General features: G+C 55.1%; 19 protein-coding genes. 11 read left to right on the top strand and 8 right to left on the bottom strand.

All coding sequences use genetic code 11. The features are described from left to right. Positions 1-3: 3 nt before the first annotated feature. The 3 genes from VAE57_RS06490 to VAE57_RS06500 all read right to left on the bottom strand — a co-directional run bounded on the left by VAE57_RS06490 (position 4) and on the right by VAE57_RS06500 (position 4,233). On the bottom strand, positions 4-2,007 hold the full coding sequence (locus VAE57_RS06490; RefSeq protein WP_322821072.1) for a GAF domain-containing protein: 2,004 nt from the start codon (positions 2,005-2,007) through the stop codon (positions 4-6). 221 nt (positions 2,008-2,228) lie between these two features. Beyond that, the gene (locus tag VAE57_RS06495; protein ID WP_322821073.1) at positions 2,229-3,023 is read right to left on the bottom strand and encodes an ABC transporter permease subunit; all 795 of its coding nucleotides are present in this window, start codon (positions 3,021-3,023) and stop codon (positions 2,229-2,231) included. A 265-nt stretch (positions 3,024-3,288) separates the two neighbouring features. Then, on the bottom strand, positions 3,289-4,233 hold the full coding sequence (locus VAE57_RS06500) for an ABC transporter ATP-binding protein (protein WP_322821074.1): 945 nt from the start codon (positions 4,231-4,233) through the stop codon (positions 3,289-3,291). A gap of 274 nt (positions 4,234-4,507) precedes the next feature. Between VAE57_RS06500 and VAE57_RS06505 the strand changes: the two genes are divergently transcribed. From VAE57_RS06505 to VAE57_RS06515, 3 genes are all read left to right on the top strand, one after another. Next, entirely contained in the window at positions 4,508-5,029 is a 522-nt protein-coding gene (locus tag VAE57_RS06505; protein ID WP_322821075.1) for an adenine phosphoribosyltransferase, read from the top strand. A gap of 1,028 nt (positions 5,030-6,057) precedes the next feature. After that, complete coding sequence (rho, locus tag VAE57_RS06510) at positions 6,058-7,386, top strand: transcription termination factor Rho (protein WP_322821076.1); 1,329 nt, start codon at positions 6,058-6,060, stop codon at positions 7,384-7,386. Between the two features lie 79 nt (positions 7,387-7,465). Continuing rightward, positions 7,466-8,413 carry a TIGR00266 family protein gene (locus VAE57_RS06515; RefSeq protein WP_322821077.1) on the top strand — a complete coding sequence of 316 codons (948 nt, stop codon included), beginning with the start codon at positions 7,466-7,468 and terminating at the stop codon, positions 8,411-8,413. Positions 8,414-9,236: 823 nt separating this feature from the next. On the opposite strand, the gene VAE57_RS06520 is transcribed toward VAE57_RS06515, so the two are convergent. Together VAE57_RS06520 and VAE57_RS06525 are read right to left on the bottom strand one after the other, a co-directional pair. Further along, positions 9,237-9,605, bottom strand: coding sequence for a roadblock/LC7 domain-containing protein (locus VAE57_RS06520; protein WP_012256185.1), 369 nt, complete (start codon positions 9,603-9,605; stop codon positions 9,237-9,239). A 557-nt stretch (positions 9,606-10,162) separates the two neighbouring features. Beyond that, positions 10,163-11,476, bottom strand: a complete 1,314-nt coding sequence (locus VAE57_RS06525) for a sugar ABC transporter substrate-binding protein (RefSeq protein WP_322821078.1) — start codon at positions 11,474-11,476, stop codon at positions 10,163-10,165. Positions 11,477-11,911: 435 nt separating this feature from the next. Here VAE57_RS06525 and VAE57_RS06530 point away from each other — a divergent pair, with 435 nt between their 5' ends. Next, entirely contained in the window at positions 11,912-13,261 is a 1,350-nt protein-coding gene (locus VAE57_RS06530) for an Hsp70 family protein (RefSeq protein WP_322821079.1), read from the top strand. Positions 13,262-13,571: 310 nt separating this feature from the next. On the opposite strand, the gene VAE57_RS06535 is transcribed toward VAE57_RS06530, so the two are convergent. Beyond that, a complete protein-coding gene (locus tag VAE57_RS06535) occupies positions 13,572-13,700 on the bottom strand; it encodes a hypothetical protein (protein ID WP_322821080.1) in 129 nt (42 codons plus the stop codon). A 102-nt stretch (positions 13,701-13,802) separates the two neighbouring features. Here VAE57_RS06535 and VAE57_RS06540 point away from each other — a divergent pair, with 102 nt between their 5' ends. Further along, entirely contained in the window at positions 13,803-14,381 is a 579-nt protein-coding gene (locus VAE57_RS06540) for an SIS domain-containing protein (RefSeq protein ID WP_322821081.1), read from the top strand. Positions 14,382-14,390: 9 nt separating this feature from the next. Continuing rightward, positions 14,391-15,968 carry a phosphoglycerate dehydrogenase gene (serA, locus tag VAE57_RS06545; RefSeq protein ID WP_322821082.1) on the top strand — a complete coding sequence of 526 codons (1,578 nt, stop codon included), beginning with the start codon at positions 14,391-14,393 and terminating at the stop codon, positions 15,966-15,968. A gap of 57 nt (positions 15,969-16,025) precedes the next feature. On the opposite strand, the gene VAE57_RS06550 is transcribed toward serA, so the two are convergent. Together VAE57_RS06550 and VAE57_RS06555 are read right to left on the bottom strand one after the other, a co-directional pair. Next, the gene (locus VAE57_RS06550; protein ID WP_322821083.1) at positions 16,026-17,261 is read right to left on the bottom strand and encodes a TsoY family (seleno)protein; all 1,236 of its coding nucleotides are present in this window, start codon (positions 17,259-17,261) and stop codon (positions 16,026-16,028) included. Between the two features lie 474 nt (positions 17,262-17,735). Next, entirely contained in the window at positions 17,736-18,770 is a 1,035-nt protein-coding gene (locus VAE57_RS06555) for a vitamin K epoxide reductase family protein (RefSeq protein ID WP_322821084.1), read from the bottom strand. A gap of 718 nt (positions 18,771-19,488) precedes the next feature. Between VAE57_RS06555 and VAE57_RS06560 the strand changes: the two genes are divergently transcribed. The 5 genes from VAE57_RS06560 (at position 19,489) to VAE57_RS06580 (ending at position 25,588) form a co-directional block, all read left to right on the top strand. After that, entirely contained in the window at positions 19,489-20,907 is a 1,419-nt protein-coding gene (locus VAE57_RS06560) for a CSLREA domain-containing protein (protein ID WP_322821085.1), read from the top strand. A gap of 162 nt (positions 20,908-21,069) precedes the next feature. Continuing rightward, a complete protein-coding gene (locus tag VAE57_RS06565; RefSeq protein WP_322821086.1) occupies positions 21,070-21,564 on the top strand; it encodes a DUF3592 domain-containing protein in 495 nt (164 codons plus the stop codon). Positions 21,565-21,799: 235 nt separating this feature from the next. Next, positions 21,800-22,639, top strand: coding sequence for a hypothetical protein (locus tag VAE57_RS06570; protein WP_322821087.1), 840 nt, complete (start codon positions 21,800-21,802; stop codon positions 22,637-22,639). 28 nt (positions 22,640-22,667) lie between these two features. Beyond that, positions 22,668-23,654 (top strand): hypothetical protein, encoded by a 987-nt coding sequence (locus VAE57_RS06575; RefSeq protein ID WP_322821088.1) that lies wholly within the window; start codon positions 22,668-22,670, stop codon positions 23,652-23,654. A 182-nt stretch (positions 23,655-23,836) separates the two neighbouring features. Further along, the gene (locus VAE57_RS06580; RefSeq protein ID WP_322821089.1) at positions 23,837-25,588 is read left to right on the top strand and encodes a choice-of-anchor Q domain-containing protein; all 1,752 of its coding nucleotides are present in this window, start codon (positions 23,837-23,839) and stop codon (positions 25,586-25,588) included. Positions 25,589-26,477: the final 889 nt, after the last annotated feature.

Genomic DNA, 26,477 nt, shown 5'->3' on the forward strand with positions numbered 1-26,477 from the left:
TGCTTAGACTTCAATGCGATCATCATCGATAATGCGCTGTGGAAAACGAATCCTGGCCCGCATCCAACCGGCTTCTTCATCGCGAATTAGCGAGAACGATCCATTCAGGTCACTGTTGACCAGTGTTTCAATAATTTGCAATCCCAATCCACTACTGTGTCGTGACGGCGGTGGCGGATGACGAGGACCATCATCGCGCAGCTCAACCAGCACATAACCATTATCACGCACCGCTTCAACCTCAATTCGTCCACCTTCCACAGCCAGACCATGGGTCAAGGCATTATCAACCAGCTCATTAATCACCAGTGCCAGCACGGTTGCGTCACGCGAACCGATGCGCACCTCATCACCGAGAATAGCAAAATCAACCCGAATATCGGTCTCGAAAAGGGTACTTTGCACGCTCTCGATCACCTGACGCGCCACGGCACCAACGGTCGTTACTCCAATATCATCACGCGAGAGCAGGTTATGAATAGCAGCAATGGCTTGAATACGCGCTGCACTCTCACGCAGAGCTTTAGCACCGGGGCTGGCCGGATCGAGTCGTCGCAGTTGCATTGACAGTAATGCCGCAATGGTTTGCAGATTGTTGCGCACGCGGTGATGCATCTCTTGCAACAAGGCCGACTTGATCCGCAAAGCACGCAAACTCTCTTCATAGAGACGTGCGTTTTCAATGGCGATGGCCGCTTCGTCGGCGAAGGTATTGAGCAGCCGTACCTGTTCATAATCGAACAGATGCGGTTCACGACGGTAGAGACAAATACCGCCGATTGTGTGGCCACGCGCACGCAACGGCATGCAAAAGAGGGAATGAAAATTCTCTGCCCGGGCCACTGCCGGCAACTGCGGAAATCGGGCATCTTGATAGGCATTCATAACCGCCAACGGACGGCCATCGCGTACCGTCTGAATGACCAGATCGCGCACGCCATCGCCTTCACCACCATAACTGGCAACCAGCTTGAGCTGACCATCTTCCGCCATTTGAAAGATAGCAGCCCGATCCACTTTTGAAAGGTGAACAGCCTTCTCAACGATCAGATTGAGCACATCCTGGAGACCGATCTGCTCGGCAATCAGTTTTGAGACCTGTTGCAAGGTGGTCAATTCACGCAATTTCTGGTGCAACCGCTCATCGGTCTGCTGATAGAGCTGGGCATTCGCGATAAAGAAGGCCAGCTCACCGGCAGCCGTCTCAACGAAAGAAATCTCCTCTTGCGTGAACTCGCGTGGTGCGATTGTTTGCACATTAATCACACCCTGCAATTTATCGGCGCTGAACTGAAACCGCTCCGCCGAGAAGAGCACAATCGGCACCGCCAGCATCGAGCGAAACATCTCTTCACCGAGCTGGGGTTCGCGATGATAGCGCGGATCTTTGTAGACATCACTCACTGCCACCGGATAGCCCAGTTGGGCAGCCCAACCGGTAACTCCTTCGCCAAGCCGGGCCACAACCTGACCAATGGCAGCACGGTTCAAACCGTGGGTTGCCCGCAGCACCAGATCATCGCGATGCTTATCGTAGAGGTAGATCGAGCAGGCTTCAACATTCATCACCTGCGCGACAGTTTCGACGACCGTTTGCAGTGAAGTATCAAGATCAAGCGTAGAATTGGCTGCTGAAATAATCCGGTGTAGACCATCAAGCTGCGTTGCTCGTGCAACTAAACGAGCCTCCCATTCGCGTGTGCGTTGCTCTTCCTGGGCCGCACCAAACGCCAGCAGTAATTCACTAACGACAATACCCTGCGCCATTGGTAGGCGGGCTGCAAGATGCAGACCCAGCTCGGTCAACACTTCAGCCATTCCACCGCAGGCGTACCACTCGGCGCCAATCTGCCGTAACAGGCTCAGCCGCAGCGTCGGGTCAGACTGCTGCTCAAGTGCATCGATCAACATCCCGATGGATGGGATCGTCTCGCGCAATACACCAACCAGATCGGGTGGTTGAGACGTAAGCACCTCATACATAGATCTGGCCGTCACATCCTTCATAGACCGCTCCTTGAGAGCCTACCCAATCCACGCAGGACTACAGACCGGGTAGGGGTTTTCGGATTGGCTCCTGGCGTGGGGTGGCGATCAACGGGAAATGGCAGTGAGCAATCATCGGTTTTCCTATCTGAATATCGGCACCGTGCAGAGTACGTCCGCGCAGCGAACATTATCGCAATCTCGTTTATTTTGAGACAATTATACCCGTTTGCGCAAGAGCGTTAGCGCCAGCGAGTCAAAATCTCTTCCCGTTGAAAGACGCTAGTTGCCAGCCAGATCAGACCTGCTGCGATCAGCGCCAACACCAGGACAAAGATGAGTGCAACCATAACATTCAACACAAAAAGACCTAGCATCTGACCAAAGAAAAGCAGCATCACCGGTACAATCAGCGCTCCGGCAATCTGTTGGGCGCTACGTGGATCGTTTACCCGTGACGAAATCATTACCGTAAGTGCGACTGAAATAATGGCTAAGAGCGGACTGGATAAGAGCAGTGCTACTACCCACCCTGATTGCAGCACAAGAGCAGGTACACTCGGATCGACCGCAATAATCAATAAACCCACAGCAAAAACGACGGCACATCCCCAGGTCAGTACAATGCCTGGAATAATTGCGGCCAACACCTTACCGAGTAGTAGCTCGCTTACCCTGATCGGCGCTGCCAGCAATGGTTCGAGGGTGCGTCGATTCTTTTCGCCAACGATACTGTACGAGGCAAGCACATTCGGAATGATCATCGGCAACAACAGAAACAGGGTCGAAAATTGCCGCCCGAAGATAACCTGAGCCAGTGCCTCCAGACCCAGATTGGCCAGCGCCGGATCGACAACCGCTGCCGGAATGTCGGCGGTATCCGGATCGCTAAACAGACCCATTGCAAAGATGAGGCCAAGTGCAAACAGCGGGAGAAAGACCGGCGGCAACAGCGTGCTTAAGAGCAATCCTCGCGACCGCTGTAGTTCCAGCCATTCTTTGGCAATAATCACCTTGATCGGTTCCCAACGCAGCATAATTATCTCTCTGGCAGAGGGGTTATTAGACGTCATCATTGACAGGCCCAAAGATCGTGACGGTAACGAACGTCGAAGCAGCAACCAGCACAGTCATCGTGCGACACGCAACCGGCACCGGACACGGCAGGGAAAGCATAGCTTCTTCACCCTAAACCATACGAACCATGTGATATCCAATCCAGCAGGTATGCATAATATGAGCTTCACATCCTCTGGTGTTGTTAATAGAAACAGCTTTGTCGCATGAACCCGTAACCACCAGCTACACCTGCCTCTGTCCGGCGACCGACTCTTGGATCAACTCCAGATACACCGCTTCGAGAGAAGGGGTAAACGGTTCGATATAGCAGACATCAGCTCCAGCAGCGACCAACGCCCGCACCAGAGCAGGATTGTCCCTTTCGGGATTGGTCAATTGCACCAGTAACGTGCGTTCATCATCAACTGTTACGTTCATGACAAACGGCAATTGCTGTACCGGCAGAAGAAGTGGTGTAGCCGGGCCAGCCAGCACCACTCGCACACTCTGCCCAAACAGGCGCGTACGCAGGTTTGCCGGGGTATCAAGGGAGATGAGACGAGTGCGGAACACCCCGATGAGATCACACAACTCATCAGCTTCGGCCAGGTTATGGGTGGTGAGAAAGATCGTACGCCCACTAGCCCTCAGACTCTTAATCACCTCACGCACTGAGCGAGAGGCCGATGGATCGAGACCAGAGGTCGGCTCATCGAGGAAGAGAACTGCCGGATCGTGTAACAATGCGCGCGCAATCGCCAGTTTCTGACGCATGCCCTTGGAAAAGCCAGCGACCGGATCATTGCGCCGTTCCCATAACTCAAAAAGGCGCAAATAGTATGCAGCCCGTTCTGATGCCTGGGTCGCTGAAAGGCCGTACAGGCGAGCAAAAAAGGTCAGATTCTCAAGCGCACTCAGCGTGTCATAAAGAGCAGGGGTCTCTGTCAGAATCCCGGTATTGGCCCGTACCGACTCAGCCTCAGTCTGAACATCAAAGCTGGCTACCCGTGCACTGCCAGATGAGGGGGCGATCAGTGCACAGAGCATCCGAACTGTAGTCGTCTTACCGGCACCATTAGGGCCAAGAAATCCAAAGATCGTTCCCGCAGGAACTACCAGGTCAAGGTTATCGACGGCGGTTATGGTTTGAAAGCGACGACTGAGCTGATTACATTCGATGGCATTCATCGTTGTATCCACAACAGAACGGTCTATTTCCTGTACATTGTACTACGCCAGGCAACAGCACTCGATACGATAATCATGTGAAAGCCAAAGGATGCTTGCTTTTAAGGGATAGATGAATCACTCTGCGCATATCGAATACGTGTATGATACATATGGGCAAAGACACACGCTACCACCTGACTTGTGATCGAATGCGCATATTATCACACACAGGCAAGAGCGAATTCTCTATAATAGCGAGTGTACTGATTATTTGCGTAACAATGGAGGGCGTATGACGCGGCAAGATCTGGCCAGTCTGATCCGGAACATTCCCGACTTTCCAATACCCGGTATTCAGTTTAAAGATATTACCACGTTGATCGGCAACGGTCAGGCATTCAGTGAGGTTATTGATCGTCTGCACGAACGTTACCGGAATCAAGAGATTGATGCGGTAGTCGGGATCGAGTCAAGGGGGTTCATTTTTAGTGCGCCACTGGCCTACCGACTGGGGGTTGGATTGGTGCCGATTCGCAAGCCGGGTAAACTGCCGGCTGCCACGTATCAGATCGAATATCAGCTTGAGTATGGCACAAACCGGCTAGAGATTCACCGCGACGCCTTCCAGCCCGGTGCACGTGTGCTGGTAATCGATGATCTGCTGGCAACCGGCGGCACGATTGCCGCAGCCTGTGATCTGATTGAAATGGCAGGCGGACAGGTTGCTGAGCTGGCATTTGTGATTGAGCTAACATTTCTCAACGGTCGTGAGCGGCTGCGTGAACGACCGGTTTTCTCACTGATCCAGTTTTAGAAGGTATCTCATCTGACAGACTACATGCGAAAGCACACATCATCCCCGTGACCAGCAGGGTGAACGGTGTGACAGGCGCATGGCAGCAAGCACGGCTGGTGCGGCAGCCATGCTGCCGCACGCCAAACGTCGCGACACAGGGATGACAGGCGGGCAAGGCACCCAATCCAGTGTATGCCAGCACGACCGGAGCTGCGCGCTGCCAACAGGCTCAGGAGCAGAATAACTGTCGTTAGCAATTGGCAAGCGTTCATGCGCCTGTACGACAGTTTGGGAGCACAATAGTACAGCTTTTTTGAAATAAGTTCCAGGAGAGGGGAACGAGGAAAGAGAAAAATAGAGGAGAGGTAGGGAGGAAAGAGAAATTAATTTCAAAAAACATCTCCTGAAAGCGATCTCAATTCATTCCTGACAGACTCTACATCATGACGAGCACATCCAGCATCCCCGTGACCAACAGGGTTAACGGTGCACCACACACCAGATCGTGAGCACGGCTGCGGCGGCGGCGTGGCTGCCGCACGCCAAACGTTGCAACACGGGGATGACAGGCGGGCAAGGCACCCAATCCAGCATATGCCGACACGACCGAAGCTGCGCACTGCCAACGGACAAGGAGCAGAATAGACTGTCATTGATCATTGGCAAGCGTGCACGCGCTGGTGCGACAGTTTGGGAACACGATAGCACAGCTTTTGTGAAATAAGTTCTACTTGCCTTGATCTTGACATTTGTGTTATACTATCGCTAAATCCCGAACACAATACAAGAGTAGCGTCCTGATAGAACGGTGCTGTCAGCGCTATCGAAGAGAACTCCCCTGTGTTGCATAGCCGTTCTGGCACTACCAGATAAACATCTGCGCATTTGAGCATAACTTGCTGGTTTCATCACATTGTGCAAAAACATGGTGCGTTGCTATTTTTCATCTGTCGCCCCTGAGATAACGACACGACAGATGAAAATCATTCACTGTCAGATACAGGGTCTACTTTCTATCTCATTGACTTCAAGGAGCATGCATCGTGATGACAGTTGCTGAGCTTGAAACAAAAACTCTCGCCGATTTGCGCGAAATGGCGCGTAAACTTGACATTTCAGGGATCAGCTCATTGAAAAAACGCGAGCTGATCGATAAATTAATTCAGGCGCAGACGGCAACGCAGACAATAACAGTTACCGAGCCGCCAGCTCTACCAGATCTCAATCCGATTGAAACGTCAACCGTTGACCGAACGCCCATCGAGTTCGGCACGATTTACAGTGATGGCATCCTGGACATTATGGCAGAAGGTTTCGGTTTCTTACGGGGTAATCGGATGCTGCCCAGTCCAGAAGATGTCTATGTCTCACAATCACAAATTCGTCGCTTTGCCCTACGCAGTGGTGATCGGATTTGGGGGCAAATTCGTCCGCCAAAAGAGAGTGAGCGCTATTATTCATTGTTGCGGGTTGAAAAGATTAATGATCAGGACCCGGAAACTGCTCGTAAACGACCATTTTTTGATCAACTGACACCCATTTTTCCCAACGAACAGATTAAGTTAGAAACTGAACCAAATCTTCTGCATACTCGTCTGGTCGATTTGATTGCCCCAATCGGTCGTGGTCAGCGAGGTCTAATCGTTTCACCTCCCAAAGCAGGAAAGACGATGCTTTTGAAGGCAATTGCCAACGGCATCACGACCAACTATCCTGACATCATTCTGATGGTACTGTTGATTGGTGAGCGCCCGGAAGAAGTTACCGATATGCGCCGTTCTGTACGCGGCGAGGTTATCTCTTCAACATTCGATGAACCGGTCGAGAATCATACTAAAGTAGCCGAGATGACGCTGGAACGGGCCAAACGTCTGGTAGAAATTGGACACGATGTGGTTATTTTAATGGACTCCATCACCCGACTGGCCCGGGCGTATAACGTTGCCATGCCACCGAGTGGACGTACCCTGTCTGGTGGTATCGACCCGGTCGCTCTGTATCCGCCAAAACGCTTTTTCGGTGCTGCCCGCAACATTGAAAATGGTGGATCGTTGACGATTATTGCCACCTGTCTGATCGATACCGGATCACGCATGGACGATGTGATCTACGAAGAGTTCAAGGGTACCGGTAACATGGAACTTCACCTTGATCGGAAACTGGCCGAAAAACGTATCTTTCCGGCAATCGATATTCAGCGCTCTGGTACGCGCCGCGAGGATCTCCTGCTCAGCCCTGACACGTTACGCCAGGTATGGACACTACGGCGAATGGTAAGCATGCTTGGTGAGAATGAAGGTACCGAACTCATGCTAACCCGGATGGCGAAAACCAAATCGAATGCCGAGTTTTTACAGACTCTCAGTAAGAGTTAGGACGATGCAACTTTGGTTCACTGATGTACGTACAGTATTGCACCTGGCATGATACATCTGGCAACAGGAGGTCTTGGTTATGAATTGTCCACAGTGCGGCGCTCCGGTAGCTCCAAACGCTCGCTTTTGTACAAATTGTGGCGCTCGCTTGACACCAGCAGCCGCAGCGCCGTCTCCGTTTATCCCGCCATCAGGTGAGTCGGTCAGTATGGCTGATGTGTACGATAATCGTCCCGGTGAACGACTCGATCTCCCTGAACCAACGATTGCCGGTACTGGTGTCGGGGCAAGCGGCGTGCGCTACAAAATCATTGGCACGACGATGCAGGCTGTTGTGCTTGAAGTTCCTGCCGGACAAACGATCTTTTCAGAGCGCGGTGGCATGAGCTGGATGAGCGCCAACGTACAAATGCAGACAAATATGGAAGGCGGTCTGGGTGGCGCATTTAAGCGCATGTTCTCTGGTGAGTCGATCTTCATGGTCAACTTTACACCACAGGGAGGGCCAGGTATCATCGGTTTTTCGGCAGAGCTGCCGGGCAAAATTGTGCCACTGAATCTGGCAGCGGGCCAGACGATGATCTGCCAGAAAGATGCGTTTATGTGTGCCGAGCGGAGCGTCTCGCTCGATATCCACTTCCGGCGCAAGCTCGGTGCAGGGTTCTTCGGTGGTGAAGGTTTTATCATGCAAAAGCTGACCGGTCCAGGGCTGGCATTCGTGGAACTGGATGGCGAGATCGTTGAATACACGCTCGAAGCCAATCAGATGCTCAAGGTAGATACCGGCCACGTGGCGATGTATGAGCCAACGATCAACTTCGATGTCGAGATGGTGCGCGGGTTCAAGAACATTCTCTTCGGTGGCGAAGGTCTATTCCTCACGACACTGCGCGGGCCGGGTCGGGTCTGGCTCCAGACAATGCCGGCGATGAATCTGGCGAAGAAATTGGCCCAGTATATGCCGACAACAAGCAGTTCCAGTAGTGGCGGTGGGATCAACCTCGGTAATCTTTTCACAAACGATTAAGGAAGGTAGCGGTTCTTGAGAACAACGGGAGGAGTATCAGGTTGATGCTCCTCCCGTTGTGTTGGGCAACGTACAAGACACTTGGAGATGCATGTGTTGAGAGAAATGTGGAAACGCTGCCGCTGGTGCCAGTTGTACACATGTGTCATCAGGCAACGAGCCGGGTGGCAATAAGAGGTGATCTCACTCTCTGTTGTCGGGAGCTGTGCTGATGCATACGTCGCTGGCAAGTCACCTTATGTCAAATCCTGACGAGAAGTTATCTCATTCATTACTGCCAGACTCTATGATCGTGACAAGCCCATACAGCATCCCCGTGACCAGCAGAGTACACAGCGTGACACGCGCCTGACACGAAGCACGGCTGGTGCGGCAGCGTGGCTGCCGCACTCCAAATGCCGCGACACGCGCATGATGCACGGGCAAGGCAATCAATGCAGCGGGTGATGGCACTATAAATGGGCGTCGGCGCTACGCTCTTCCATACCGACGTGATATGCTGTCGTTTACGCCTATACTGCAACCGGAGAGCACGACAGCACAGCTTTTACGAAATAAGTTCTAGCGTGCTGTAGGTTTTATTAAACCAGATTTGATGTAACGGGCAGACACAGCGAGAGACGTAATCAGACGGCATAAGGGTAAGCGCACAGAAGTATCACTTCCGCACCTTACCCCGTGTCCATCATCAGTGGCACCTGATCACCGCTCGTGCCCGGCCTACCAGCTACGACGAACAGTCGTAGTGACTAGCGAGACACAAACAGCCCGCCAGTGAGCGGGCTGCATGAGCATCTTCCCGGGCTGGCTGAGCGAGCAATGGCTAGACGAGATTGACCAGCTCGTTCGCCGTGCGCCGCATATCAAGGAAGACCAGACCCAGCTTGGCCCGGCTCTGCGCCAGCGCAGTCAACACTGCTTCCTCACCAATTGCCATCAGGATAACGTAGCCATCTTCCCCACGCACAAAGACCTGATCGAGTTGCCCGCGCCGCAGCTCGCTTGCGATTCGCTCACCCAGCGAGAGCATCGCCGCGCTCATCGCCGAGACACGATCTTCTTCGACATCTGCCGGCAGCGCCGAAGCCATGATGAGGCCGTCGACGCTTACCACGGCGGAGGCCTCAATGTCGGGCGTGTTCATCGATAGGGCCTTTAGATGCCGCACCATCTCTTCGGTTCTGCTTGCCATTCATATCCTCCTTAGAGGCCGTCAGCCAGTTCGGGACAGGAACGAAACCGTGTGGGCCTGAACAATTAGCTAATAAGTGCAGAACTAACATCACGACGGCCTACACGTCGCTTATTCTACTACATCTTCTCACGCACGGCAACTAGGTTTACCGACTTCTTACAGGATTGTTGTTATGTTTGGTGATTATCAGGCGCCATATATGCACTTTTGGTGCGAGGTTCCGGTACCGTCCGCTACATACAGCGGGTTTCCTGGCAATAAACCCGGTCAGGTGTAGAGCACTGAGAACGCGGTACCCTATTCTCGCTTTATATGTGCCTGATAACCCTGATTCATGGCAGTAGGATACCATGAAACATCATAACAGGCAAGCGCTTTCCAGCAGTCACCTCATTCATTGTCATTGACAGGTCAGGTGATCAAAGCGAGAAGGCACATCGTCTCAAGACTAACAGGTATCGGTACAACACGCATCCTGGATTGAGCACAGTGAGTGCGTTATTGCTCCGTTTCCGCTCTTTTTCCGGTGTTACAGTGATTGGACGAGCACCAGCTCAGGGTGAAGCTAATCGACTACGCAGAAATTCATCGGCCAGTGTCACAGCCTGTTCAGGTGTCAGTAAGCCGCGTACAGCATTGAGCTGCATCTCAACCAGGGTTGTCCAGACTATCTCGTGAGCAACACGATCAGCAGGCATCGGCAAGCCGTTCTGCGCCTGAAGGCGAAAGGCACGGGCGGCGGCCAGTTGGACGCTATCGGCGAGGTCGTTATCACTGAGCTGGAGTGCGAGTTGGGTAGGCTGGCGTCCGGCCACCAGCAATGCCCGCTGGCTATTGATATCAAGCATGAAGCGAATGAAGGTCTGGGCCGCCGCCTGCTCAGCCTGATTATCGAGACGAGCATTGAGTGCGATCACATCAGCCTGTACATACGGCTGGGGAACACGATCTTCGGCACTCAAGACCGGCAGCGGTGTCACCCCAAGTTGATCATTCCAGATTGCCCGGTACTCAGCCTGAGCATGTGCCCAATCGATAGTCATGATGGCTTCGCGGGCCTGTAATGCTCGATCAACCAGCACGCCGTCGAGCGTCGCCAGCAACTGCTCATCGCGATAAAGCTGGCTTAACCAGGTTAACCAGCGTTCGGTACCGGCGCGACCACTGCTTCCCAGCACAACAGCGCCATTTTCATCAAATACCCGGCCGCCGAAGGCGTAGAGATAGCCAATTGTTCGATCCAATGACAGATTGTAGGCCAATCCCCAGACTGGTGGTGTCTGATTACGGTTCGTGAGGGCGCGGGCGGTGAGGAGCAGTTCTTCGGTACTGGATGGTGGTTGCAATACGTTGGCCCGGTTATAGTAGAGGGCGAGGGTATCAAACGTAATTGGCACCCCAAACAGCACTGGCTGACCAGCGACGGAGACCTGAGCAGCACCAACCGCAGCGGGTAGCAGGCTGTTTACCTCGCTGTTTGAGAGCATATCGTCGAGTGAGCGCAACACACCAGCCTGGACGAGCATACCGAGCATGTGACTCTGTACAATGACCAGGTGCGGACCGCCACCTTCACTGATCGTGGTTGCCACATCGGAGGGGAGTGACACTGCCGGACGGGATTGGAGGACAATCTGAGATTCAGGATGAGTCTGGTTAAACTGATCAACCAGCGCTTGTAAGACACGGCTATCGGCTGCCGGCCAGGCGTGCCACAGACGAAGAACTACGCGCTCGGAGGTTCTTACCGGCGCAGTAGACGGTAGCACGGAACAGGCAGTCAACATTAATGCGCCAAGCAGTAGTAGACGATAAAACCAGGACTGATGGTGCACAACTTCCTCGCTGTAACAGTCGGGCTTCTTCATTATAGCAGGATGCATCATATGTAGCCGGGGCATAGATGAAGATACCCCGTCGCTCCCAACCAACATTGAACAGGCAACGTACCAGAGCTGTCGAGAGCGACTTACGCGCCAAACTTGTCTTTACCTGACCGGCGTGATGCAAGTGAAGATAGACGTGCAGACAAGGTAACATCGCAGGGCAGGGTTTTGCGCACAGGTAATCGTCCCTTTCACATGGTCGACACCCAATGATCGCTAGTGACACATCTCTGGCAACACATCTGAAACACTGCTGCTACTAACTGAACGCCAGGTAAGGAAGCATCGCTTGATCAACCGTATGGCTGACATATCGGTCGGTACCACCAATCTACTTTCCATCGCAAGACTGATTGACAAAATGGATGTTGCCGGTTAGTCTGAAATTTCAGTCATCACGATCAGGGAGGTACAACAATGCGCGTCGGGCTTGACTTCGGCACGACTAACTCAAGCGCAGCGGTATATGACGGTCAGCGTTTGCGTTTAATCGATCTCGATCCGGTGAATACACAACCGGCTATTCTCCGCTCGACGCTCTTCATCACCCGCGAAGGCGTACCGTTCATCGGGCGTGAGGCGATCAATCGCTTCACCGAAGGAAATGTTGGGCGCGAGATTGAATACGTCTGGCGGTACATCGGCGATGCCGAACTGACCTTTGCCGAAAGTGGTACGGTGATGCAGGCATTGTACGTAAAGGTCGACGCCAATGCCCCGGGGCGACTGTTTCAGTCGTTGAAGAGTCATCTCCGTGATCGTAGCTTTCAGAAGACGAATGTGTTTGGCGTCTACTATACGCTGGAAGAGTTGATTGCGCTGGTCTTGCGTATGATTATCGAGCGGATCGAGCAACAACTTGGCGCTCCGATCAGTCACCTGGTAATTGGCCGACCGGTGCATTATGCCAGCGATCCGGCCAGTGATACACTGGCTTTTGAGCGCATGCAGGCTGCGTGTCGGCTGGCCGGCTTGCAATCCTTCAGTTTTCTCGAAGAACCGACCGCAGCGGCACTCTCGTATGCGCGCACAAACCAACGCGCCCAGCGCGTGCTGGTGTTCGATTTTGGTGGTGGTACCCTTGACATCACGATTATGGAGCTTGATGAACGGGGCCGGCCTTCGTTCCTGGCAACCGATGGTGTGCCGGTAGGTGGCGATCTGCTCGACCGCCGGATTGTAATGGGGCGGCTGTTACGTCATTTCGGCGAGGGCGCTACGCTGGGAGCACGACGATTACCGTTTCCCAATCACGTGTTGGAACACCTCAGTGAATGGCAGACGATCATCGATCTTACGCAACCGAAGTACCTGGCGATTATTGATGAAGCAGTGGCGATTAGCGACCGGCCACGCGAGTTGCAGGCATTGCGCACACTGGTACGCAAAAACTACGGGTTGCCGATGTACGAAGCGGTTGAGCGCACCAAAGTAGCGTTGTCGCAGGCTGATCGAGCAACGTTTGAACTTGATATGGGTGAGATGACGGTACGCGATGAGATTCCGCGCTGGGACTTCGAGCGTCTGATCGGTCCTGACGTGCGGGCAGTTGAGGCGTGTATTGATCGCGCTCTGAAAACCGCCGGTCTGCGAGCAGATCAGATTGATGTCGTTCTCCGTACCGGCGGCAGCTCGCGTGTACCTCGTTTCGTGCGTATGCTGAGCGAGAAATTCGGTGCCGAGAAGTTGCAGGAGATCGATGTGTTCACCAGCGTCGCGGCAGGGCTGGCATTGAAGGCAAGCGAATATGACGCGGTAACCGGGTGATGGTACTCCTGGTCACTTTTTACCCCTTGAGGCAAATCGTTATGCGCCATGGGTAGCGGTATCTGGCAGGTATACAGGTAAACACACACCACGAACGCCGCTACCAGATCACCTCCAGAAGGGTTTTGATGCAGTTGTGACACATTGCGCTCTTAGTGGCCGGTGGGTTGGCCCACTCCACCGCCTGGGGGCGGGCAGGGCAGTGGGCGCGGATGGCTGCCGCACTCCACACCACGCGACACATGGATGGCGCCGTGCTACAGCGCTTCGGTGCGGCACGGGGTAGGGCGAGGATTACCGGTGGACTGGCCTATCCCACCGGCTGGGGGCGGGCAGGGCAGTGGGCGCGGATGGCTGCCGCACTCCACACCACGCGACACGTGGATGACGAGCGGGCAAGGTAATCAATCCGGCGTCTGGTGGCACCGGCGATGGTCATCAATCCTCCTCAAAGAGCGTTCAGTCACTCTCACCCCCACCCGACATGCTATGTAACGCCAGCGCGTATAATAGGCGCGAGAATATAACCTACGGAGAGCCTATGTCATTCCAACAGCAACTTGATGAAGCCATTGCGGTCTTACAGGCATGTACAGCCCTGGCGCCGGCCATCGACCAGATCACAGAACTGGTGGCCGATGCAATACTGAGTGGACACACGTTATACACTGCGGGAAACGGGGGAAGTGCAGCAGATGCTATGCATCTGGCGGAAGAGTTAATCGGACGATACCGCCATAACCGCCGACCATTGCCAGCCATCTGCCTGAACGCTGATGTCGGCGCGATGACGTGTATTGCCAACGACTTTGGCTACGATGAGGTCTTTGCCCGCCAACTGACGGCGTTGGGCAAACCTGGTGATGTGTTGATCGTGTTCAGTACAAGTGGCAATTCGTCAAATATCATTAATGCGCTGAGTACAGCCCGTGCCAGAGGTATGATTAACATTGCCCTGCTCGGCAAAGATGGTGGAATGGCCCGTAATCTAACCGATCACGCTCTGATCGTGCCGAGCCAGAATACCGCACGTATTCAGGAAGTTCACACCCTCTTTCTGCATGCCATCTGCGAGCAGGTCGAACAACGTCTTGACAGTGCTAGCGAGCCATACGTTTGAGAGGAGTCTATGAACCGGATTCTCGTTACTGAAAAGATCGCTGCCGAAGGACTTGCCGTTTTGCGTCAGGCCGGGACAGTTGATGTCCGGCTTGATCTCGACAAACCGACCCTGATCTCGATTATTGGTGAATACGATGCCCTGGTTGTCCGTTCGGCGACGAAGGTAACCGCCGAAGTCATTGCTGCCGGCGAACGATTGCGCGTGATCGGACGCGCCGGCACCGGGGTTGACAATATCGACGTTGAAGCGGCTACCCGACGCGGGATTATCGTGGTCAATGCCCCGGCCTCAAACAACGTTGCGGTTGCCGAACTGACGATTGGCCTGCTGATCAGTCTGGCCCGTCGCATTCCCCAGGCTCATGCATCGTTGCAGAGTGGACGCTGGGCGCGAAACGACTTCGTCGGTTGGGAAGTTCGCGGCAAGACGCTCGGATTGGTCGGGCTGGGGCGAATTGGCTCGGAGGTGGCACGACGGGCACGGGCGTTAGAGATGGAAGTGCTGGCGTATGATCCGGTCGTTTCGTTTGACCGCGCCGAACAACTGGGAGTTGCGCTGGTTACCCTCGACGAACTGGTGCAGCGGAGTGATGTGATCTCACTCCACGTTCCATTGATCGAAAGCACACGCAATCTATTCGACCAGCAGCGGATTATGCAGATGAAGCGGGGCGCCTACCTGATCAATGCCAGCCGCGGGGGGATCGTTGATGAAACCGCGCTGATTGAGGCGCTGAACAGTGGTCACCTGGGTGGCGCTGCGCTCGATGTATACAACCAGGAACCACTACCGGCGGATAGCCCGCTGCTTGGTCACCCAAAGATCATTACTGTGCCCCACATCGGCGCATCAACCACCGAAGCGCAATTGAGCGCCGGGACTGAGATGGCGGAAGGCGTGGTAACTGCGCTGAACGGTGGCACACCACGCTATGCAGTGAATGCGCCCTTCGTGGCACCGGAGGCATGGAATATCCTGCAACCGTACCTCAATCTGGGCCGTCTGCTCGGCACACTGGTCATGCAACTGGTGCAGGAGCCAGTGCGCAGCTACGATCTCGAACTGGGTGGTGAACTGGCCGACATGGACACCCAACCGGTGCGCCTTGCCGTCTTGCAAGGCTTGCTGGCCGCCAGCAGCTCAGAGCGGATTACCCCGGTGAATGCACCGATTATCGCCCGCGAGCGTGGTGTGCGCATGACCGAACGGGTCTCACCGGAAGCGGAAAACTACGCCGGCCTGATCACCCTGCACGTGCAGACAGCGGAACGCACCCGCACATTCAGCGGCACCGTGTTGCGCGGCGAACCACACATCGTGCAGATGGACGGCTATTTTGTCGATTTCGTCCCCCAGGGATCACTCTTAATCACCTATCATCACGACCAGCCGGGCATGATCGGTAAAGTTGGGCAATTACTCGGTGCAGCGGATGTGAACATTTCGGGCATGTACGTTGGGCGGCGTGCCCCCCGCGAACGAGCAGTGATGGTCTTAACGCTTGACGAGCCGGCACCACCGCAGGTGATGGAGCAGGTAGCGACTATTCCCGGTATTCAGGCTGCGTTTAGTGTAGAGTTGTAAGTGACGAACGAATGACAAAGGGGGGCGGACGATTCCGTCCCCTTTCGTTTGTGGCTCTCAGGCAACACTCTCGGCTTCAGCCGGTGATCGAGATGGCATTGAGAGCAACCGGCGATCAAGCCAGAACATCGTGATGATACCGAGTACCTGTACCACGGCCAGCGCGGCCAGGGCGACGAAATAAACCGGCGAGAACTTCTCAATCAAACCGTTTTGTACCAGACCGACGTGCAGGAAAAACATACCGAACACGAACAGACCCACTGCCGGACAGATCAGGCCATACGCACCAGGGCTGCGCGCCGGCCCGTTTAGATACGTTCGGAAATAACCTACCCGTCGTAGCACCGACAGCCCCAACAAACCTGCCAGCAGTTGCAGACTGAAGAACACCGCAGTGATCAGTAACCGGTGTGAGGCTTCAATGTGCAGTTCAAAGCCATTATGCAGACCATGACTTATACGCAACACCGCGATGCCGATCAGCGTCAACAACGGGATCGGCATCCAGAGACTGGTGCCAGCCTCCACAGCCAACCCATTCGTCAGCATCGACCGTACTCCCAACACCAGCAGGATCAATGCGATGACGATTGACGCAGTAATGAAGAAGATCGCCCCCAACACCGACAAACCAATCGTCAGCTTGACCGTGCTCATTGCTGCCGGTGCAGCCATTCCTACACCGACCATTGCGAAGGCAAACGCAGCCAGCAATTGGGTCAGGTTATTGTTGCGCGTGCAATCGAAATGACCGTTCGCCAGTACACGCCCGAAAATATCTGTAAACGTGCGCAGGGCCAGCACACCAACGAGGAGAAACGCCGTCATTGCGAAGGGGAACAGATATTCGACCACGTTCCACAAACCGGGCACAAAGACTGCGCCGCTCACAAATGCCACATTAATCGTCATCGCCAGGGTCAGGGGTAGTGCCATCAACATCACAGCACCGTTCGTTTCACGGAGCCGGAGATAAGGACTGCTGCGGCGAAAACCGCTGAATTCGCTCAGATTCCAGATGAGTGACCGGAGATGACGGATGGCAAAGATGGCCACACCGGCCAGGGCAATCAGCAAGAGAATGTGACCGATCACATCCGTCTTAGCCCACAAAGCAGCAATACTGTCGAACGTCACAATCGGCGTGTTCGGATGGGGAACGAGAAAGTTCAACCAGATGAAAAAGGTCACGGTCATACCACCGTTACCGAGTGCTGCCAACCAATAGGTTGGCGTATAGCGCTCACCCAGCGAGCGCAAACCCGTTAGACGAGCAACCACATGACGCATGAGTTTGTAACCTCCTCCTTTTGTCAATTCCTTTGCAACCTTTTGTCTATAAGATGCAATGAATTGGGAAGAAGTTACACCATCCAACTAATTAAATGGGGAGAACGGAGATACTAACTTGCCCGCACTAGAACCTATTTCAAAAACATGCACAAGAGGCAATCTCATTCATTACCAACAGAGTCTATGCTCATGACGAGCACACAGCATCTCTGTGGTCAGCAGGATCAACAGCGTGACTCGCACCCAGCACGAAGCACGGCTGGTGCGGCAGCAGCTACCGCACTCCAAACGCTGCGACACGCGCATGACGAGCGGGCAAAGCAATCAATTCAGCACGATGGCACCGAAGATGGATGTCAGCCCTCCTCGCTGCTGTACCAGCAGACCGGGAGTAGGCTATGCTGTCGTTGGCAATTAGCAAGCGTTCGTGTACCTGTGCGACAGTCGTTAGCACGACAGTACAGCTAAGTTCTACTGTTTTGCCGCCGAAAGTGACCGCCGCCCCCGCATGACCGGACGCTCAACCGGCGACGCGACCAACCAGAGCAGGGTGGTCATTGTGATTGCCGAGAGCAGACACCAGAGACAGGTCGCTCCAATCACGAATGGTTCGAGGAAGGTCAGGTAGAGCGACACGAGTGTGCCGACCAGAACGAATCCAACTAACAACTGGCGGGCTACCCGCCAACCACGAACATAGTTGAGCATCCAGGCTGCAAGAATGGCCAGGTAGCCGGCTACTCCAATCAATCCGACCGGAATCCCTGCGATACGGGCATAAGGACTCTGGTGTACCAGATTACAATCGCCGATTGGACCGCACACAGCGCTCTGCTGACTCAATTCAACCACGGCCAGATAACCGGCCAACACCAGACCAACAACCGCAAACACCGGTATGAGGCGATTGCTGGAGGCCGGCAATCGCCGATCAAACGGCCAGCGCAGGCGTCGAACGGTGATGAAGATAACGATCACCATGCCGGTTAGGACCAGTAATGCCAGCGTGTTGGCCGGATCGCGACTGAATGGTGACGCAGAGGCAGATGGTAGTGATGGGGTATCGGCTTCAAGACGGGTGACATACGGCTCAAGACCGGGAATTGGCGGCCACCGGCTCCCACCCGCGGCCATCGCTTGTTCGATCAAACCCGGCAACTGTGCAGGAATTTCCGCACTACCGACCAGATGTACCTGCTCGAAAAAGAGCGCTGGTACCCCCAAGCGTTCACGCGGAATAGCAAAGGTGGTGATGGCCGATTCGTACAGTGTCAGGCCATCGGGAGTTGTGACGTCGATGGTCAGAATGTGCAACTGATCACCGTAGCGAGCTTGCAGGGGCGGCAAGACCTCACCTAACACCACGTGGCAATGAGGACAGGTGGGTGAGAAGAAGAGAACAGCCCGCGCCACCGATGGCTGGGCAAAGGCGCCAGGCAGCGACAACCATTCAACAATTACCAGCAGGCTACTGAGCAAGCCTACCCATAACCAACGTGTTCGCATAGGAACCTCCTCTGTTTGAGCGATTACCATGCATTGTATTGGTTGTTAAAGTCGCTTTGAAGCCTGAATTAACTAACAAACTGGTACATGTTCCGCAACACAACCTGCTCATCCACCCTGCGAGGTCGGCTCCGAGAGAGACTGGAACCCATTTTAAAAACATTTACGAGAAGTTATCTCAATTCATTCCTGACAGACTCGATGATCGTGACGAATACACCCAGCCTCCCCGTGACCAGCAGGGTCAACGGCGTGCCACGCCCTGGATCGTGAGCACGGCTGCTGCGGCAGCATGGCTGCCGCACTCCGAACGCTGCGACACGCGCGTGACGAGCGGGCAAAGCAATCAATTCAGCACGATGGCACCGAAGATAGTCGTCAGCCCTTCTCGCTGCCATACCGGCAGACTGGGAACAGGATATGCTGTCGTTAGCGATTGGCAAGCGTTCATCCGTCTGCACGACCGTCTGGGAGCACAACAGCACAGCTTTTATGAAATAAGTTCTATACCTGCCTGGTTGCCAATCGGTGCGAGTCCCCCACGACAGAACGTGTGGTATCGGTGCGTATGAGCATCAGATGCAGCGGGTTCATCTGCCCCTGATGCTGAAACCGTCATGAGCCGGGCAAGCGCGGTGTGCGTGTAGACGTTTTGTAGACGCCGCTTGTGTATGCTGAAAGCAAACGCGAACAAATTGCAACCACACCGGAGAAATGTATGGAACACCATAACACTGTACTATCGTTACCCACGTTGCGTAATCTGGCAGGCAAGTGCACGTGTGGCTCCCCAAATATCCATTCTCAGCCCATCGCAATGAGAAGACACCCTGGTCAGGGAGGAAGCATCATCGAGTACTTTTCCTGGGGCTGGATCGTGATGGTGATTGTGGCTGGTGTGGTTGGTGGATGGCTTATGCATCACAACGCCCGGCCAACACTGAGTGCTGGTCCAATCGTCGTCACTACCACCGATGATGAGCTGAACAGCGACGGTGACTGTTCTTTGCGCGAGGCGATCCAGGCAGTGAATACGAGCAGTCCGGTTGACGGCTGTCCGGCTGGTAGCGGGAATAATAGCATCACCCTGTCGACGGGCATCTACACGTTGAACATCGCCGGTGCGGATGAAAATGACAATGCTACCGGTGATCTCGACGTCTTTGCAACGGCCTCTGTAGTGACCCGTACCCTCATCATTCAAGGTAGTGGTGCTTCGACCACGGTTGTGGACGGCAATCAGCTTGATCGGGTGTTCCATCTCATTGCCAACGCACCGGCAAGGGGGGATCGCCTGGTGCTGCGAGACCTCACCGTGCGGAACGGTCGCCTGCCTGCTGCGACAACAATGGGCGGAGCCGGATTGCTAAGCTGGGGCCGCCTCGAACTCTACAACGTGATCATCGAAAACAATGCCACGACCGGTACCAATGACAGTAATACTGGTGGCGGCTTTTGCATTGGCTGTGGTCCAGGCACCGGTAGCGGATACCTGGAGAACGTTATCGTGCGCAACAATGCTGCCCAAAGAGGCGGCGGCGTCTTCAGCAACCGTCCGCTGGTCATCACCGCCAGCAGCATCATCAGCAACACCACAGTCAATGGAGGGGCCATCGCGAATTACGGTGCCCTGACACTGATCAATGTCACGGTGAGCGATAACACCACTAGCAGTTATGTTACCGGCGGAATAGTACATTCTGCCGGCTCGCTTAGTATACTGAACAGCACAATCAGTCACAACACGAACAATGGGATTTCCTTTCTTGCACCGGCAACGCTCAAAAATACCCTTCTCGTCCACGAAACGTCCGGCAGTAACTGCGTTATCTCTACCCCGCCAACATCACAGGGTCACAACCTGAGCAGCGATACCAGTTGCACCAGCGTGTTCACGGCAAGCGGTGATCTGAACAATGTTGATCCGCAACTCGGCCCATTGCAGAACAACGGCGGCGTCACCCCAACGCGGGCACTTGCCCTGACCTCCCCTGCGGTTAATGCCGGTACGAACAATGACTGTCCGGCCACCGATCAGCGCGGCATCGCTCGCCCCCAAGACGGGACATGTGACATCGGCGCGTATGAGCTTCAGGTGCAGCGGGTTCATCTGCCCCTGGTGCTGAAACAGTCATGAGCCGGGTAAGCGCGGCGTGCATGTAGACGTTTTGTAGACGCCTCCTTGCTACGCTATGAGGTATCGCGATGTAGCTATCTCCCTGCCATTCAGGAGGAGGCAAGCTGCGGAACGATAATTGCAATGGCAACGTTGGCGTACATCAACGACTGGAGGGCGCACATGATCACAAAATTGTTTAGCCGTCTGACAGGTGGCTTCATCATGATCATCGTCGGGGCAATCTTCGTCGGGGTCGGTCTCTTCGCTCGCGACTGGATGGTACCCTCACCGCATCTCTCGGCAAATGGGATGGTTGTCGATCTGGTCGAGGTGCGGAGTTCCAGGGGCAGCACCGGCTATAAGGCCGTGGTGGAATTCACCACCAGTACGGAGCAGGTTGTGCGGTTTCAAGACCCGACAAGCAGTAATCCTCCAGCCTATCGCCGCAACCAGGAAGTGACCGTGCTCTACGATCCGGAAAATCCGGAATTCGCGGTGATCGACTCGCCCTTCACCTGGCTCCCGTCTACCGCATTTATTGGTTTTGGTGGATTGTTTGTGATGCTGGGGATTTTTGCCCTGCTCAATTGGCTCCTCGTCTTGGTGAAGCTGGGCGGGATATTGGGCGTGCTGGGTCTGCTGCTGCGACGATTCCGGTCGCCTGCGAGTCATTAATTACTCACCGCGCATTGGACAGGCATACGTATAACCGGCGAGCCAACGGGCAGCGCATTGACTACCCGAAAGATATGAACAGATAGTTACCACATACGCACAGAGACACATGATTTCATTGCAGTAATACACATTGTTCTGATGAACAGGCGATGACGTGGTTACTGTCGATGAGCAAACAACCAGACATTGATCTGCCGTCAACCTTTGATCGCTTGTGCAAGGGAGACATACAATGCCCATCGCTCGTTTCGTCCTGGTTGCAGTGACCCTGGCTTCGTCCGCCTGCTCGTCAGGCGGCAGTTCAACGGTTGAACCGTCACCGGTAGCGGAGAACCCCACACTGACGGTTCAATCGTCGCCCGTGGTGGCGAACCCTACACTGACGGTTCAACCGTCGCCTGTAGCGCAGAACCCTACTGAACCTGTTCCACCTGTATCTGCCGTCGGTCATTGCCAGAACCCCTCCTACCCCGTAGTTCAGGGTGCCACCTGGCAATACCAGATCAGCGGCACGAGCAGCGATACGTTCGTGCAGACAATCACCCGGGTTCGAGAAGATGGCTTCGACGATCAGGACGATCAGGATGTGTTCAGCAGCGGCGCTACCCGCCAGGGAAGCTGGCGGTGTCAGCAGGGCAATCTCATCGGTCTATCAGTCGATTCCAACCCCAGCTTCGCTCTCTCCGACCAGATGAACTTCACGTTTCCGGTGGAGTCCAATACCGGCATCTCTTTCCCCGCCGATCCTCAGCCAGGCGCTGAATGGATGCAGACCATCGTCTATAGCGGTCAATCTGATATTGGCGGCACAACTGTAGTATTACGCAACACGATGCAGTTGTCGTGCAAAACCATCGGCGTGGAACGGGTGAGCGTGCCGGGCGGCGACCGCGAAGCCTTGCGGGTTGACTGTACAACCAGATTTGACATCTCGTTCGCAGGCGCTACAGCTTTGCGTACAACCACAACTGGTTCCGCCTGGTATGCGCCAGGGGAGGGTCTGATCAAATCGCGGGACTCCAGCCATACGGGCGTAACCGAGATCGTGCTGCTTGCCTCTTCCATCCTCTGACGTGCATTCAGTAAAAGGAGTAAAGACCATGTGGGACTTCAGTATCGGCAAGGCTTTCAGTTTGCTGATCCGCACTACCCCGTTTATCGGCTTCCGTTTCGTCATCTACTTTGGGATTACCCTCGCCTACATCGTGGCAACCGGTGGCGGCGCTGGCGTCGGATACCTGATAGGCAGCATCCTTGGCGATGCCGAGACCGCAAGCGGCAGTGCATTTTGGGGCGGATTGTTCGGCTTCGGGTTCGTGTCAGGCGCGTTGTACTTTGCCCGCGAGTATCTGCTGTACATTGTCAAAGCGGGACACATTGCGGTACTGGTGCACCTGATGGATGACCAGCCCATACCGGAAGGAACGGGGCAGATCGCGTATGCTTCCCAGATTGTGAAATCGCGCTTCGCTGAAGCCTCACTGCTCTTCGGCCTCGATCAGCTCATCAAAGGGATCATCCGCACCTTGAACAGGACACTGCTGACCATCAGCAGCTTCCTGCCTATCCCAGGACTAACCAACGCCATGGAGTTCGTGACAGCCGTGATCAAATTCTCACTGACCTATGTAGACGAAGCGATCCTCGCCTACATCATCCGCACCAATCAAGCCAATAGCTGGGCCAGCGCCCGTGACGGCGTAATCCTGTACGCCCAAAACTACCGGCTGCTGCTCAAAAATGCGGTCTTCCTCACCATCTTTGCCTGGATATTGACCTTTGTGATTTTTCTGATCGTGATTGCACCGGTTGCTGCTCTCGTGAGTGTGATGCCGGGTTTGGGTGGGTTCTGGACGTTGATCATCGCCATCATCACTGCGTATGCGCTGAAGGCAGCGTTGATTGACCCCTTCGCCATGACGTGTATTGTCCAGGTCTACTTCCAGGCTATCGCAGACCAGACACCGAGTCCGGAATGGGTCGACCGTCTGAATTCGGTCTCGGCCCAGTTTCGGGAATTAGGCGAAAAGGCCGCAGCCGCTATGGGCGGCAGCAGTCGCCTGCCTGCCTCAACTTTGAAGGGCTGATCACAGACGATTGGTCGCAGGCTACCAGATACGCTATCGACGCCTCACGGTGTTGGCCGCGCCGGTCGTTGCGAGGCGAAGGTGACGTACTCGAATTCGCCAACCTTATCCTGTAGTGAAAACGCACAGAGCCACACGCCGTTCAGGTACGCAATCGTGACAGGTACAACTCAGAAGGCTGTATGACGATCACCCGATTTCCTCGTACACCCGCTCTTTTGATTGTGATGGCGCTGATAGCCGGAGGAATACCCGTCCGTCCGATGCATGCAGCGGGCTTTGTAGTGAACAGTCTGGGAGACACTGCAATGCCCACGGCGGGGGATGGATTCTGCACCCTGCGGGAAGCCATCGCATCGGCGAACAATGCCGGCAACGGTGACTGCGGCCCTGACAGCGCCGCTGACGACACCATCACCTTCAACGTGAGCGGGACAATTACTCTTGCTTCCGTCTTGCCCCCCATTGCCAGCGGTGCAGGAGCGCTGACGATTGACGGCGGCGGGAATATCACCATTAGCGGCGACGGCAGCGAGCAGGTGTTGCTTATCAACCCCGGCACGAACCTGACGCTGCAAAGTTTGACCATTACCAATGGGGATTCCTTTGGCTTCGGCAGCGGCATTCAAAACAGCGGCACGCTGACCGTCACCAACAGCGTGCTCTCGAACAACGCAGCAGGCTACGGCGCGGGTATCGACAACACGGGAACGCTGACCATTACGAATAGTATATTCTCGAACAACGCAGCAACCACCAGCAGCGGCATTCTCAATGCAGGCACGCTGACCATCACAAATAGTTCGTTCTCGAACAACGCAGCAACCACCAGCAGCAGCGGCATTTACAATGCAGGCACGCTGACTATCACGAACAGCCTGCTCTCGAACAACACGGCAGACTATAGCGCGGGCGTCTTCAACGGCACCGCCGACACGCTGACTATCACGAACAGCAGGCTCGCGAACAATATAGCAAGTGACAGCAGCGGCGGCATCGCCAACTCGGGGACACTGACTGTCACCAACAGCACCTTCTCGACCAACCAGGCAGGCACCCTCGACGGCGGTGGCGTCTACAACCAGGGCGCGTTGATTATCGCCAACAGCGTGCTCTCGAGCAACGCAGCAACCACCAGCGGCGGCGGCATCGCCAACTCGGGGACACTTACTGTCACCAACAGCACGTTCTCGAACAACGGAGCTCCTAACGGCGGCGGCATTCACTCCACCGGCACGTTGACGTTGAACAATACCATCATCGCCAATAGCTTCGTTGGCGATTGCCGGGGATCGGTCGCATCTGCCGACCACAATCTGATCGAGAACACAGGTACTGATGCCTGCAACCTGACTAATGGCGTGAACGGCAACATCATCGGGCAGGATCCGAACCTGGGCATACTCACCGGCACGCCTGCCTATTTCTCGCTCAACACCGGTAGCCCGGCCATTGACAAGGGGAGCAACGCCATCTGCGCCGCTGCGCCGGTCAACAACCAATCGCAGAACGGCGTCACCCGTCCGCAGGACGGCAATGACGACAGTAGTGCGACCTGCGATATTGGCTCTTACGAATTGGATGTAACTCCTCCCACGGTCACTTCTATCACCCGCGCCGACCCCAATCCGACCAACGCCACCAGCGTGAATTTCACGGTCACGTTCAGTGAATCCGTGACCGGCGTGGATAGCAGCGACTTCAGCCTGAACCCGACTGGCGGTGTGAGCGGTGCCAGCATCACCGGTGTGAGCGGCTTCGGCAGTTCCTACACCGTCACGGTCAATACCGGCACCGGCAGCGGGACGCTACGTCTGGATATTCCTGCAACTTGGTCGAGGCGTCGTCGTACACAGAGTATTGGAACAAGCCGGCAGCGGGACGCTACGTCTGGATATTCCTGCAACGGCCACGATTACCGACCTGACCGGTAACGCACTGATCGGTCTGCCCTTCACCACAGGTGAAAGCTATCTGGTCAGATCGTCTTTCGTCTACCTACCGCCGGTAGTGTAGACACCGTAGGCACACGCTGACGCGCAGGTTCTGTGGTGAACCTGCGCGTCGTCTGAAGGCCTGGCGATGATCTGATGGCCCTCACACCCGGCCCCTCTCACGCTGTGCGCTATGCATTACCATAACTTGGATATTGCATAGCTCGCGTGCGGGAGCAGGGGTGATGGTCAGCGAGTCGGCGGGTTACAACGCTACCTCAATTCATAGAAGCCCCTTCGGAGCTGCCTGACGGTGGGAAGTGGGGGCTGGGCGTGCTGCGGGGTAGCCCCGGCAGGGGCTTGCAGGTTGTGAGGCAGAGCGTCAGCCCGCACGATCAGATCGGCGGGTTGGGTGAGACGGAGGGGCCGTCATGCCCGACCATGGGACAGGTGTCCACCCTGCGCACCAGCGGCTACGGCGAGATCCTGACGGGGTAGCGGGAATGACTGCAACGCGGGCTTCCCGCCTGCGTCACGGGGAGCCACCACATGTTACATTCGACACCCCACTGCCTACCACGTGACTTATGGGTAATGCATAGGACCGACTGGGGGCGGGAATCGCCAGTACGGGATGACTCCCGCTAGCACGTGGTGGGTCAGGTGGTAAGTGCGCCGGAGGCGTGCGCTCTCAGGGAATACAGCCACGCCCCCACCCTCACCCGCCCCCGCTGGGGGCGGGAACTATCGGTACAGGATGACTTCCGCTTTCACAAGCTGGTTCAGATGACGAGTGCGCCGGAGGCGTGCGCTCCCAGGGAATACAGACACGCCCCCACCCTCACCCGCCCCCGCTGGGGGCGGAAACTATCGGTAGGTGACGAGTGCG

The sequence above is a fragment of the Chloroflexus sp. genome, from assembly GCF_034434295.1.
Lineage (GTDB): Bacteria > Chloroflexota > Chloroflexia > Chloroflexales > Chloroflexaceae > Chloroflexus.

Coding starts and splice junctions, on each gene's coding strand:
- VAE57_RS06490 (WP_322821072.1), bottom strand. CDS start 2,007: ATGAAGGATGTGACGGCCAGATCTATGTATGAGGTGCTTACGTCTCAA.
- VAE57_RS06495 (WP_322821073.1), bottom strand. CDS start 3,023: ATGCTGCGTTGGGAACCGATCAAGGTGATTATTGCCAAAGAATGGCTG.
- VAE57_RS06500 (WP_322821074.1), bottom strand. CDS start 4,233: ATGAATGCCATCGAATGTAATCAGCTCAGTCGTCGCTTTCAAACCATA.
- VAE57_RS06505 (WP_322821075.1), top strand. CDS start 4,508: ATGACGCGGCAAGATCTGGCCAGTCTGATCCGGAACATTCCCGACTTT.
- rho (WP_322821076.1), top strand. CDS start 6,058: ATGACAGTTGCTGAGCTTGAAACAAAAACTCTCGCCGATTTGCGCGAA.
- VAE57_RS06515 (WP_322821077.1), top strand. CDS start 7,466: ATGAATTGTCCACAGTGCGGCGCTCCGGTAGCTCCAAACGCTCGCTTT.
- VAE57_RS06520 (WP_012256185.1), bottom strand. CDS start 9,605: ATGGCAAGCAGAACCGAAGAGATGGTGCGGCATCTAAAGGCCCTATCG.
- VAE57_RS06525 (WP_322821078.1), bottom strand. CDS start 11,476: ATGAAGAAGCCCGACTGTTACAGCGAGGAAGTTGTGCACCATCAGTCC.
- VAE57_RS06530 (WP_322821079.1), top strand. CDS start 11,912: ATGCGCGTCGGGCTTGACTTCGGCACGACTAACTCAAGCGCAGCGGTA.
- VAE57_RS06535 (WP_322821080.1), bottom strand. CDS start 13,700: ATGACCATCGCCGGTGCCACCAGACGCCGGATTGATTACCTTGCCCGC.
- VAE57_RS06540 (WP_322821081.1), top strand. CDS start 13,803: ATGTCATTCCAACAGCAACTTGATGAAGCCATTGCGGTCTTACAGGCA.
- serA (WP_322821082.1), top strand. CDS start 14,391: ATGAACCGGATTCTCGTTACTGAAAAGATCGCTGCCGAAGGACTTGCC.
- VAE57_RS06550 (WP_322821083.1), bottom strand. CDS start 17,261: ATGCGTCATGTGGTTGCTCGTCTAACGGGTTTGCGCTCGCTGGGTGAG.
- VAE57_RS06555 (WP_322821084.1), bottom strand. CDS start 18,770: ATGCGAACACGTTGGTTATGGGTAGGCTTGCTCAGTAGCCTGCTGGTA.
- VAE57_RS06560 (WP_322821085.1), top strand. CDS start 19,489: ATGGAACACCATAACACTGTACTATCGTTACCCACGTTGCGTAATCTG.
- VAE57_RS06565 (WP_322821086.1), top strand. CDS start 21,070: ATGATCACAAAATTGTTTAGCCGTCTGACAGGTGGCTTCATCATGATC.
- VAE57_RS06570 (WP_322821087.1), top strand. CDS start 21,800: ATGCCCATCGCTCGTTTCGTCCTGGTTGCAGTGACCCTGGCTTCGTCC.
- VAE57_RS06575 (WP_322821088.1), top strand. CDS start 22,668: ATGTGGGACTTCAGTATCGGCAAGGCTTTCAGTTTGCTGATCCGCACT.
- VAE57_RS06580 (WP_322821089.1), top strand. CDS start 23,837: ATGACGATCACCCGATTTCCTCGTACACCCGCTCTTTTGATTGTGATG.